General features: G+C 66.7%; 14 protein-coding genes and 1 tRNA gene. 7 read left to right on the plus strand and 8 right to left on the minus strand.

What is annotated here, in order from left to right:
* Positions 1-94: 94 nt before the first annotated feature.
* Together ASG79_RS21950 and ASG79_RS21955 are read left to right on the plus strand one after the other, a co-directional pair.
* Entirely contained in the window at positions 95-1,333 is a 1,239-nt protein-coding gene (locus ASG79_RS21950) for an MFS transporter (protein WP_018769241.1), read from the plus strand.
* A gap of 138 nt (positions 1,334-1,471) precedes the next feature.
* On the plus strand, positions 1,472-1,975 hold the full coding sequence (locus tag ASG79_RS21955) for an Lrp/AsnC family transcriptional regulator (protein ID WP_026265760.1): 504 nt from the start codon (positions 1,472-1,474) through the stop codon (positions 1,973-1,975).
* A 22-nt stretch (positions 1,976-1,997) separates the two neighbouring features.
* On the opposite strand, the gene ASG79_RS21960 is transcribed toward ASG79_RS21955, so the two are convergent.
* Positions 1,998-3,245, minus strand: a complete 1,248-nt coding sequence (locus ASG79_RS21960; protein ID WP_056394135.1) for an MFS transporter — start codon at positions 3,243-3,245, stop codon at positions 1,998-2,000.
* Positions 3,246-3,415: 170 nt separating this feature from the next.
* Here ASG79_RS21960 and ASG79_RS21965 point away from each other — a divergent pair, with 170 nt between their 5' ends.
* Together ASG79_RS21965 and corA are read left to right on the plus strand one after the other, a co-directional pair.
* Positions 3,416-3,910, plus strand: coding sequence for an Lrp/AsnC family transcriptional regulator (locus tag ASG79_RS21965; protein WP_026265759.1), 495 nt, complete (start codon positions 3,416-3,418; stop codon positions 3,908-3,910).
* The gene (corA, locus tag ASG79_RS21970; RefSeq protein WP_018769237.1) at positions 3,911-4,906 is read left to right on the plus strand and encodes a magnesium/cobalt transporter CorA; all 996 of its coding nucleotides are present in this window, start codon (positions 3,911-3,913) and stop codon (positions 4,904-4,906) included.
* On the opposite strand, the gene ASG79_RS21975 is transcribed toward corA, so the two are convergent.
* From ASG79_RS21975 to galU, 7 genes are all read right to left on the minus strand, one after another.
* On the minus strand, positions 4,903-5,646 hold the full coding sequence (locus ASG79_RS21975) for a Pr6Pr family membrane protein (protein ID WP_056394138.1): 744 nt from the start codon (positions 5,644-5,646) through the stop codon (positions 4,903-4,905). The genes corA and ASG79_RS21975 overlap by 4 nt on opposite strands.
* Before the next feature lie 105 nt (positions 5,647-5,751).
* Complete coding sequence (locus tag ASG79_RS23935; protein WP_018769235.1) at positions 5,752-5,904, minus strand: hypothetical protein; 153 nt, start codon at positions 5,902-5,904, stop codon at positions 5,752-5,754.
* Positions 5,905-5,914: 10 nt separating this feature from the next.
* Complete coding sequence (locus ASG79_RS21980; RefSeq protein ID WP_156400266.1) at positions 5,915-6,301, minus strand: hypothetical protein; 387 nt, start codon at positions 6,299-6,301, stop codon at positions 5,915-5,917.
* A gap of 136 nt (positions 6,302-6,437) precedes the next feature.
* A tRNA-Ala gene (locus tag ASG79_RS21985) sits at positions 6,438-6,513 on the minus strand.
* Positions 6,514-6,644: 131 nt separating this feature from the next.
* Positions 6,645-7,568 carry a hypothetical protein gene (locus ASG79_RS21990; RefSeq protein ID WP_056394241.1) on the minus strand — a complete coding sequence of 308 codons (924 nt, stop codon included), beginning with the start codon at positions 7,566-7,568 and terminating at the stop codon, positions 6,645-6,647.
* Positions 7,569-7,673: 105 nt separating this feature from the next.
* A complete protein-coding gene (locus tag ASG79_RS21995; protein ID WP_056394144.1) occupies positions 7,674-8,294 on the minus strand; it encodes a GNAT family N-acetyltransferase in 621 nt (206 codons plus the stop codon).
* A 4-nt stretch (positions 8,295-8,298) separates the two neighbouring features.
* On the minus strand, positions 8,299-9,204 hold the full coding sequence (galU, locus tag ASG79_RS22000; protein WP_018769231.1) for a UTP--glucose-1-phosphate uridylyltransferase GalU: 906 nt from the start codon (positions 9,202-9,204) through the stop codon (positions 8,299-8,301).
* Positions 9,205-9,311: 107 nt separating this feature from the next.
* Between galU and ASG79_RS22005 the strand changes: the two genes are divergently transcribed.
* The 3 genes from ASG79_RS22005 (at position 9,312) to ASG79_RS22015 (ending at position 11,165) form a co-directional block, all read left to right on the plus strand.
* Positions 9,312-9,932: a 5-formyltetrahydrofolate cyclo-ligase gene (locus ASG79_RS22005; protein ID WP_056394148.1), complete on the plus strand. Its 621-nt coding sequence runs from the start codon at positions 9,312-9,314 to the stop codon at positions 9,930-9,932.
* Between the two features lie 110 nt (positions 9,933-10,042).
* Complete coding sequence (locus tag ASG79_RS22010; RefSeq protein WP_056394151.1) at positions 10,043-10,309, plus strand: FmdB family zinc ribbon protein; 267 nt, start codon at positions 10,043-10,045, stop codon at positions 10,307-10,309.
* A 112-nt stretch (positions 10,310-10,421) separates the two neighbouring features.
* Entirely contained in the window at positions 10,422-11,165 is a 744-nt protein-coding gene (locus ASG79_RS22015; protein WP_082581894.1) for a Flp pilus assembly protein CpaB, read from the plus strand.
* Positions 11,166-11,192: the final 27 nt, after the last annotated feature.

Genomic DNA, 11,192 nt, shown 5'->3' on the forward strand with positions numbered 1-11,192 from the left:
CTTTCCCGGGACCGGGAAGCGATCCGATATTGCTATCAGTTTGGCATAAAATATGCATTGGAAGCATTCATTGCCCGGGGACTACGCTTGCTTGATGCCACAGAAAGCGAGCTCCGGCACGGCGGCTTCCCCTCCGTGGAACGGCCATCCCAAAGGGTCCAGGGCCTACGGGCGGATCCTGGCCGGTCTGTCATGCGCAGGGGTTGCAACGTTCGCGCAGCTTTACTCCACCCAGGCGGTCCTGCCCCTCCTGGCGGCCGATCTGCGCGTCACTGCCGCCGAGGCTGCCCTCACAATTTCCCTGGCCACCGTGGGTTTGGCCGCAACCGTGATCCCCTGGTCCTTCCTGGCGGACCGGATCGGCCGGGTGAAGGCGATGATGTGGGGCATCACGGCGGCCACGGTGCTGGGACTGCTGGTGCCCCTGTCCGCCAGCTTCGGCATGCTGCTGGTCCTCCGGCTGTTGGAGGGGATGGCGCTGGGCGGAATCCCCGCCATCGCCATTGCCTACCTCAACGAGGAGGTCAGCAAAGCGCACGCCGCGCTTGCCGCCGGAAGCTATGTTGCCGGGACCACCCTGGGGGGACTTTCAGGGCGGCTCGTGGCCGGCCCTGTCGGCGAACTCTGGGGGTGGCGGTCGGCAGCCCTGGCAGTTTCCGTGCTGGCGACGATTGCCGCCGTCGCCTTCCTTGTCCTGGTGCCCCGGGCCAGGGGTTTTGTTCCTGCCCGGGCCGCCGGACTCCGGAGCGCCGTCCGGACGCTCGGGGGCCACCTTAGGAACATCCGGCTGCTGGCCCTGTATGCCCAGGCCTTCCTGATGATGGGCGGGTTCGTGGCCGTCTACAACTATCTGGGGTTCCGGTTGTCGGGCGCCCCGTTCGGGCTGCCGGCCACCGTGATCAGCCTGATCTTCCTGGCCTATCTGTCCGGCACCTTCTCCTCCCGCTGGGCAGCGGGGATGACCTCGAAATACGGGCGCCGGAACGTGCTGCTGGGCGGACTTGGCCTGGCTGTTGGCGGCCTCGCCCTGACCCTCACCCCGTCCCTGGTGCTGATCCTGTGCGGGCTGGTGGTGTTCACGGGCGGCTTCTTCGCAGCCCACAGCATCGGCTCCGGCTGGACGGGCGCCATCGCCAGCACCGGCCGCGCGCAGGCAGCGTCCCTTTACAACCTGGCCTACTACCTGGGCTCCAGCCTCCTGGGCTGGGCAGGTGGCCTGGTCTTCCAGGCCTGGGGCTGGAACGCACTGGCTGGAGCCGTGATCGCCCTGGCTTGCCTCACTGCCGCAACCGTCGCGGTCGTCCATTCCCGCGCGGAAACGGCCGCTGCCTGACTCGGCGCCGCACTCGAATTAACACGCTCCAGCAGCTTCGAGGATAGAGCGGATGTTCGGCAGGACGCGTGCCTGTGGAGCCGATGGCGGAGATTCTGCGGTCTAGGATGAACTAAGGACCGTGTGGAAGGAACCGCCGTGAGTACGAATGCCAGGAACACCAGGCCCGGGGCGCATCTGGAGCCGCTGGATGCCATTGACGAGCGGCTCCTTGCGGCCCTCGTGGCAGACGCCAGGATTTCCAACAAGCAGCTCGCCGAAATGGTGGGTATTGCGCCGTCGACCGCCTTGATGCGCACCCGCGCCCTCTCGGAGCGCGGGATTGTGCAGGGCTATGAGGCGAAGCTGAGCCTGTCGGCCATCGGCCGGTCGGTGCAGGCCCTGGTGGCCGTACGGCTCCGCGCCCACGACCGGGACCAGATCGACCGTTTCACTGCGCGCGTGCCGCACCTGCCCGCCGTGCTGTCGACCTTCCACACCTCAGGTTCGGTGGACTACCTGCTGCACATCGCCGTCGGAAGCACCGAAGACCTGCGGGACTGGGTCCTGGACAATTTGGCTACCGATCCCGTGGTGGGCCACACCGAAACCACGCTGGTCTTTGAACACATCCAAGGCAACCACGGCCCGCTTCCGGACTAGCGCCGCTGTAGATCCACCCGGCTCAGACGGACCCCTGTTTCGCTGCTTTGATGGAAGCGGTGAGGGTGACGGCTGACAGGGCGAGTGCCGCCGAGCCGCACAGCAGGACGAATCCCTGCACGGCTGCCGCCATTCCGAACACGGCGCTGGCCCAGCCCAGGCCGAGGACCGGCACGGCGCTGCCCAGGTAGGTGATGACGTACACGGTGCTGATGATCTGCGCGTGGCGTGCCGGCTCCACCTTGCCCGCCACCTCGTTGAAAAGCATCCGGAAGGCCATGCCCTGCCCCAGGCCGGCGGTAACGGCAGCCCCAACGAGCAGCAGTGGGCTGTGCCATGCGCCGGCGGCTCCCAGCAGGATGACGGAGACGCCCAGGACGGCCAGCCCCGCAGGCACGGCCAGGCGCCCGCGCAGGGTCACCAGCTGGCTCAGGGCTGACGCCCCCAGCGGCAGGCCGGCCAGCACGCCGATCAGTGGCCGGGAGTCCGTGCCCAGGACCTGCGCGAAGTAGCCCGGGGCGAGTGACAGGGAGAAGCCAAACACGGCAAAGCTCAGGAAGCCGACGCCGGACGCCAGCCAGAAAGCGCCCCTCGCCTGCCGTGAAACGGAGGGACGGCGCGGGGCAAGGACGTGCAGCGGGCGGGACACTGCCGGCACCATGATGGCCGGGCGTGCGCGGATCAGGTACAGCGGGACAAGGAGCGCGGCCAGCAACAGCGAATGGACGACGTACGGAGCCGTGGTGGCACCGGGAAGCAGCGACAGCAGTCCGCCGATGACGGGACCCGCCGCTACGCCCCCCGAGGAGGCCAGCAGCGTAAAGCGCGATGCCCACTCCGGCCGGGACGGGAGCAGCTCGCGAAGGGCTGCCGCGCTGGCCCCCGTGGCGAGCGCAACGGCCATTCCCTGCAGCGCCCGTCCGGCGCACAGGGCAGCCAGCGTGCCCGCTTCGGCGAAGATCCAGCCGCCCGCCAGTCCGGTCAGGACAGCGACCAGGAGGGCGGCCCGGCGGCCGATATGGTCCGACCAGTGCCCGGCGAGCAGCAGCGTCCCCACCAGGGCCAGGACGTAGCTGGCGAAAGCCGCCGTCACGTCGAGGCTGGACAGCCCGAGGTTGGCCTGCAGCAGGGGGTACAGCGGGGTGGCAAGGTTGGCGCCCACCAGGAGCATGAAGATGACCGCGCCGGAAATCACCAGCCGCGCCGTAGTGGTGGCATTCCATCCGCTGGCCGTGGCCGGGCGCATGCGCAGTTCGCTGAAGACCGTCATTGTGCCGCCTTAGGGGTCGCCGCGGCGGGTGGTCCTTGTGGGAGCCCGGCGCGGATACAACTGTGATGGTTCAAGAATGCGGTACCGCTGCGCCATATCTTTCGACCTTGCAGGGATAATTGAGCAAAATCATCAACTTATGGATCCACGAATGATGGAGAGTGACGATCTTGAACAAACTGGACCCCACGGACCTGAAGATCCTGCTGGCCCTCATCCGGGATCCCCGCATCCAGATCGGTGAGCTGGGCGAGTCCCTGGGCATCGCCCGCAACACGGCCCAGTCACGGGTTCGCCGCCTGCTGCGCAGCGGGGTGCTGCGCCCGGGCGGGCGCGAGGTTGACCTGGAGGCGGTGGGCTATGACGTGGTGGCCTTTGTGACCATTGAGGTCTCCCACCGGGAGCTGGACGGCGTCGTGGCAGCACTGCGGCTCATCCCGCAGGTCCTGGAAGTCCACGAGATCTCCGGCCGCGGCGATGTCTGGTGCCGGGTGGTGGCCACGGACACCCACAACCTCCAGTCGTCCCTGCGGCAGGTCCTGCGGATCAAGGGTGTCATCCGGACAGAGACCGTGCTGGCCCTGCACACCCATATCCCCTACCGGACCGAGCCCCTCATCAGCGGCCTGAGCAGTGCCGCAGCTCCGGCGGCTAGGATTTCCTGAATGACCATCATCGATAACGCCGTCTACGTCAACGGCGTCCGCCATGCAGAGCCCGACAGTCTTGAGCAGACCTTTGAGACCCTGTCCCTGCATGGCGGCATGGCATGGATCGGCCTCTACCGGCCCACGGCGGAGGAAATGGCGGCCGTGGCCAGCGAGTTCGGACTCCATGCCCTCGCAGTGGAGGATGCTGTTTCGGCCCACCAGCGGCCCAAGCTGGAGCGTTACGACGACAACCTTTTCACCGTCCTGCGGCCCGCCCGGTACGTGGACGAGGACGAAACCGTGGAATTCGGCGAACTCCACGTGTTCACCGGCAAGAACTTTGTGGTGACTGTGCGGCATGCGGAAACGGCAGGCGTTGCCAGGGTGCGGCAGCGGCTGGAAGGGCGGCCTGATCTCCTGCGGCACGGGCCCGAAGCGGTGCTGTATGCCCTGCTGGACCGGGTGGTGGATGACTACGCCCCGGTGGTGGCGGGGCTGGAAAACGACATTGACGAGATCGAGGACCAGCTGTTCAGCGGCGATTCCTCCGTGTCCCGCCGCATTTACGAACTGGCCCGGGAGGTCATCCAGTTCCAGCGCGCCATCCACCCCCTGCCCGAGATGCTGGACCAGTTGAAGCGCGGCTTCGAGAAGTACGAAGTGGAAAGCGAGCTGCGGCATAACCTGCGTGACGTGGAAGACCACGTTGAGCGGGTGATTTCCCGGGCGGACTCCTTCCGGGACTTGCTGCAGAACGCCCTGACCCTCGACGGGACACTGACAGCCAACCGGCAGAACGAGGCCAGCGCCGAGCAGAACGAACAGGTCAAGAAAATCTCGTCCTGGGCGGCCATCCTGTTTGCGCCCTCATTCGTGGCCGGGATCTACGGCATGAACTTTGACAACATGCCCGAACTCCATTGGTCCTTCGGCTACCCCCTGGCGCTGCTCCTCATGGTGGCTGCCGGCGGCCTTATGTACGGCATCTTCAAGAGGAAGGGCTGGATCTAGCGGGGCGGGATCACCGTCGCGGGCAGCCGTCCGGTGGCCAGCGCCACCCGCATATTGCCCACCGCGTGCACCATGAGGGAAACAACCAGGAATGCCACCAGAACCTGGCCGGTGGAACCCAGCACCCTCACCCATCCGCCATCGAGGGTTGGGTCAAGGAAGTCGTACACGTACCATCCGTCAAGGCCGCCCCGGATCCACGAAGACGCAAGGAAGGCCACCGGGTAGCCCAGCCAGGCGAGGGGCCGCCACCAGGGACCTCGGACCGTCCGGGTGACGAGAATCCAGTCAAGCGCCGCCACCAGCGGGGCCAGGCGGTGGTGGGCAACCTGCGGCCAATACAAATCCCATGTCCACCACGGCTCTTCCGGCGGAGCCACGAGCACGATGTAGATGATGCCCGTCATGACCATGTACAGGACCAGCGCGCCGAACATCTGGTCCCACCACAGCGGCGGCCGGCGTCGCCGCAGCACCCCTGAAATGATCAGGACAAGCCCGAAGACAAGATTTCCCTGCACAGTGAATTCCGAATACAGCTGCGGGACATCCACGTCGTTGCCGGGCAGGGTGGCGTCGAAGGTCTTTTGCACGATTGCGGCCAGCACGACAAGACCGACGCTAATCCGGGTGGCCCGGATCCATGGGCGGTCGGGGTGCAGGGCACGGTTGATGGCAAAGTTGCGCACGACCGGCGGAGCCAGCTGTGGGGGGTGCCCTTCCTTCTTCGTGAGGCTCATGGAGCAAGGATCACGCCGGCAGGAGGAAAAAGACAGGGTCCTTCGACCGCTAACGCCCACCGCCCACCCGGGCCGGTGACAGCCGGTCCGGGCAGGCGGTGACGGTCAGGCGTTGGTTCTGCGCTTCAGCCAGCCCCAGACGCCGGTGGCGACGAAGAGGACCAGGCCGATGATGGCGAGCCAGAGAAGGCCCTTCACGACGAAGCCGACGATGGACAGGATGAGCCAGAGGACAAGAAGTCCGATGATGATTCCCATGAGGCCCACTCTAGGCCCCCACCCATCCGATCGGGCCTGCATCCGGGGGCGTTTTGCCTATGGGAACGGTAACGCGTCCCGCGGTTCCGTCCACCACCACTGTTTGCCCGTTCACGAGGGTGCGGGTTGCGGACCTACCTTCCAGCTCACTGCGTTTGGCGGCGCGGGCCAGCACACGCCGGCGGTGCCGCTCTTTCTCCGGCGGCGGCAACGCCCCGCCGTCGGGCATTGCCGCAAGTTCCTCGAAGCGCAGGTGAGTGACATCCGTGGGCCCGGCCAGGACACCGGCTTCCGTGAGGCGCCCGCCCAGCGTATGCGGCGGCACCGGAAAGCCTCCGCGCAGCAGTTCGCCCAGGTTGGCGCCCTTTGCCCGGTCTGCGGAAGCGGCTCGTTGCATCAGGGCCACGGGAAGGGACGAGCGAGGGAAGGATCCGCGGAGTCCGCCCGCGGACAGGAATCGCCCCGGCGGTGGGCACCTGCGTTTGAAAAGGAAGGCAAACCAGGTGTTCTGGCTCTGGCAACACGCCTGCAAATGGTGGAGCTAAGGAGATTCGAACTCCTGACCTCTTCGATGCGAACGAAGCGCTCTACCAACTGAGCTATAGCCCCGGAATCGGCCGCAACCTGCAAGGCGTTCCAGGATGGTGCGGAACCGGTGTCCCTAGGCTACAAATTTTCCCGGCCCAACGCCAATTGACGCTCCGGCCGCCCGCGGGACCCCAAGGCGCCCCGCCCAAACTTTACGCGCGCCGGCGCTGAAGAACGTCGTCGAGGTTGCTCAGCGCGCTCTGCGCCTTGGTCAACTGCTGATCGGCCACCTGCTGTGCTTCCGCGGACTCCGCTGCCTGCACCCCGGCAGCGCCCTGCTTCAGGGACGGCTTGCCAACTGCCTTGGGCGCCTCAGGAAGTTCAAGAGGCTGCGGCTCCGGGCGCTTTGCCTTGGCTGCGTCCACGTAAACGGGCTTGGGGACTTCCACCGGCTCCCAAGGGGTTCCCGCCGGAGTGGCCGGGGCCGCCTCTGCAGCACTGGTATCGCCGGCAGCCACCGCGACGGCGAGGGCTGCTTCACGAAGCTCAACTGCCGTGAGCCGCTTGATCCCGGCCTGGCCTGCCTCGGCATCGAAAAGCGGGCTGTCCGGCCGCGCGGGGGCGGCCTCAGGTTTTGGGGGAATCGCGTCGGCCGTCTCCGGGCGGCGTGCAGGCGCACTCATGGCCGAGCGGAACGCAGCATTGACCTTTGCCTTGCGGTCGCGGACGGCGAGCATACGCAGCAGCGCCACCGACCCGACAGTCAGCACCGTGCACAGGATCGGAAGGGCAGGCGAACCGATGCCAAAGGCAGCCAGGATCCCGGAAATGAATGCAGTGACAAGGGAGAGCAGCCCCACCAGGGCCAGCGCGGTCCGGCCGTAGCGGATGCGGAGCCGGGCCGGAGGGGGGGTGCTGGCAGCGCCGGCACCGGGTGACGGACTCTTCCTGGGTTCCATGGCTTTCTCCTGCTGGGCGGCGACGTTCAAGACCAGGCCGGCGTGCGGATCCGGCCCCTCATCGGCGGGGGCGTCTGCCAGGAAGTCGACGGCAGGCTGGAACTGGTGCCGGCGGTTCCGGAGGACGTAAGGGGCAACCCATACAATCCAGAGCGCGACGGCAACCACGAGGATCACTGAGCTGCTAAGGGGGAAGTCCACACTCAAAACCGTATGAGCATCATGCCTGCTCAGGCCGCATTAGCCCCGGTGTGTCGTGCCCCCTCTGGCAAACCGTTGGATTTATGACCGGCGCGAGGCCAGCCAGGGGCCCAGCAGGCCCTCCGGGACTTCTTCCGCGGTGAGGGCGAAGGAACGGTGGTCGGCCCATTTGCCGTTGATGTGCAGGAAACGGGGCCGGTACCCCTCGTCCCGGAATCCCAGCTTTTCCACCACCCGCAGGCTGGGTCCGTTCTCGGGCCGGATATTGATTTCCATCCGGTGCAGGCCGAGGGTCCTGAAGCAGTGGTCCGTCACCAACGCCACGGAGGTGGGGGCGATCCCCCGTCCAGCCCGTGCCTGGTCAACCCAGTAGCCAAGGGTTGCCATCATGGCCGAACCCCACACGATTGACGACACGGTCAACTGGCCCACGATGGCGGGGCTGCTGAGGCCCGACCTCCACTCGGTAATAAGGAAGGGCAAAGCTGTGGCCTGCGCGGCCTGCACTTTGAGCGACCGGACCATGTGCCGGTAATCGGGCAGCCCACCGCCCGGATCCGGATTGGAGGCCTCCCACGGCTGCAGCCACTCACTGTTACGCGAGCGCACCTCCATCCATTCATTCTTGTCGCGGTACCGGATGGGCCGCAGGACCAAGTCGCCGCACTCCAGGGTGACCGGCCAGATGGGACCACTGCGCATGGCGCTAGCGGGAAAGGTCCGAGGTGAAACCTGGCAGCCATTCCCGCAGGCCCGGGCCCAGGTCGTCGCTGTCGATGGCGAGCTGGATGCAGGCCTTGAGGTAGCTGAGTTTGTCGCCGGTGTCGTAACGCCGGCCCCGGAACACGACCCCGTACACCCCGTGCCCTTCACCATCACCGGAGGCAAGTTCCTGGAGGGCATCCGTCAACTGGATTTCCCCGCCCCGGCCCGGTTCGGTGTGTTCAAGGACGCCGAAGACGGCGGGGTGCAGGACATAACGCCCGATCAGGGCCAGGTTGGAGGGCGCTTCCTCGGGTGACGGCTTTTCCACCAGCCGGTTGACGCGGACGTAGTCTTCGCCGTCGATGTCCTGGATGTCCGCACAGCCGTAGGCGCTGATCTCCGACGGCTCCACTTCAATCAGGGCGACGACGGACCCGCCGGTTTTGGCCTGGACGTCAATCATCGTGCTGAGCAGTTCGTCGCGGGCGTCAATCAGGTCATCTCCCAGCAGGACAGCGAAGGCTTCGTCACCCACGTGCTGTTTTGCGCGGAGCACCGCATGGCCCAGGCCGTGGGGGTCGCCCTGCCGGACGTAGTGGATGTCACCCAACTGGCTGGCCGCCTGGATGGACGCCAGCTTCTCCGTGTCCCCTTTGTCCTCGAGCGTTGACTCAAGGGACGGCACGCGGTCGAAGTGGTCTTCCAGGGCCCGCTTGTTGCGGCCCGTAATCATCAGGATGTCGTGGAGGCCCACGTGGACGGCTTCCTCCACCACATACTGGATGGCAGGCTTGTCCACGACGGGGAGCATTTCCTTGGGCATCGCCTTGGTGGCTGGCAGGAACCTGGTGCCCAGGCCCGCGGCGGGAATGACGGCTTTGCGGACTCTGGGGTTACTGGTGTTCACCGGTCTAATCTAACGTCAGCGTCAAGCATTTGAGTAACCACCGGAGCGGCAAGCCCGTGCCGGTGCGGGAAGAACCTCCCAATACGGGGCATTGCAGGAAGGACACCATGCTGCAGGAGACCAACGCAGTCAAGGACGGCATCAGGGCCGCCCACCGCCGGCGGCGGGCAGCGCTGACGCCGGCGCAGCTCGAAGCTGCCGGCGCGGCCCTGGCCGTCCATGGGGAAGCATGGGCGGGGGCGGTCACAGGGAAGCACGCCTCGATAGCCTGCGTGTACCTTGGCGTGGGACACGAACCGCCCACCCTGCCCCTGATCAACGCCCTGCATCGCAGCGGCCATCAGGTACTGCTTCCGGTGTGCGAGGAAGGCCGCGAATTGAGCTGGGTGTTCTGGACGCCGGAGACCAGCTTCGAGCGCAGCAAATATGCACCAATCCTGGAGCCCACGGGGCACCGTCACGGGCCGGAAACGGCCGGTGCCGCAGCGGTGCTCTTTATTCCGGCCACCGCAGTGGACCTCGCCGGCAACAGGATCGGGCAGGGCGGAGGCTACTACGACAAATTCCTGGGGCACCTGGCTACGGCAGGGAAGGAAATTCCCCTGGCCGCTGTTATCTACGATGACGAATTGCTGCCCGCCGGCCGGATACCGGCCGAGAAGTTCGACCGACCGGTCCCGGCCGTCCTGGCCCCGTCCGGATACCGGCCATTGGCGGGCAACGCCTGAGCCCGTCCATTCGGGCACAGTGATAGAATTAGCACTCAGGCCCTGCGACTGCTAACGGTTTACCCGGTGGCAGCACGGGACCTCTCGTTTGCCCAAGAGGAGGAGCACCAGTGCCAACATATGCTTACGCCTGCAAGGATTGCGGCCACGCCTTCGACATTGTCCAGTCGTTCTCGGACAGCAGCCTGACGTCCTGCCCGGAATGCGAGGGCACGTTGCGCAAGAAGTTCAACAGCGTCGGTGTCGTCTTCAAGGGCTCGGGTTTCTACCGCACGGATTCCCGCGATTCCAAGGGCAGCTCCGTCTCCCCCGCACCCGCAGCGACGCCCGCTGCCACCCCCGCCGCGCCGGCGCCGGCAGCAGCTGCCGCCAGCTAAGCAGCCCGGGACTTTACGACGGCGGCCGGACGCTTCCTGCGTCCGGCCGCCTTTGTCCACATAGCCGCCGTCCGGGCTCCCGTGCCGCTTTGGCGTCACCTAGCGTGGGCGCATGCCAGTACTCTTCCGACGTCGCCGCGACGGTCTCCGGTTCCCCGGCCATGTCCATGCTGCAGGTGCCCGTAACATCCCCCGCCGCCCCGGACGGCGTCCCCTGCACTCGCGGTTTGCCGGCTGGCTCAGCCGCAACCGAGGCCTCGTAGCGGCCCTGCTCTTGTGCGCAGCTGCAGCAATCGCTGTCCAGCAACTCACTCCCGCCCCGCTCACCACCGTCACGGCGCTGTCCGCTGCCCGGGACCTGCCCGCGGGAACAACGGTAACGGCAGCAGACCTGGCCCAGGTCCAGGTGCCGCCCGGGATGGTGACCGACGGCTTCCTCCGGGATGGATCCGCAACCGCAGGCAAGCAGCTCGCAGCGCCGCTGCGGAAGGGCCAGCTCCTCACCGACGCCCAGCTGCTGGGCCCCGGGCTCCTGGCAGGGACGCCCCCCGGTTCGGCCGCGGTTCCCCTGCGGATGGCGGATGCCTCATCCATCCAGCTGGTCTCCCCCGGCCAGCTGGTCAACATTGTGCTGACATCAGCCAACGGGTTCGACCAGAAGGGTCCCTCTGAGGTCCTGGCGTCTGCCGTCCCGGTGCTGTGGACCTCGAACAACGGCGGCCAAGGGGGTCAATGGCTCGGCACCACCGAGACCGATGGACTGATCGTGGTGGCAGCCACCGCCGAACAATCACTGCGCCTGGCCGGCGCCTCCACCCAGGGCAGGCTGTTCTTCGTCCTGGTCGGGCCGCCCTGACCTCAAGCGTGGCCCGGATGATGTGGG

The organism is Arthrobacter sp. Soil761, from assembly GCF_001428325.1.
Taxonomy (GTDB): domain Bacteria; phylum Actinomycetota; class Actinomycetes; order Actinomycetales; family Micrococcaceae; genus Arthrobacter.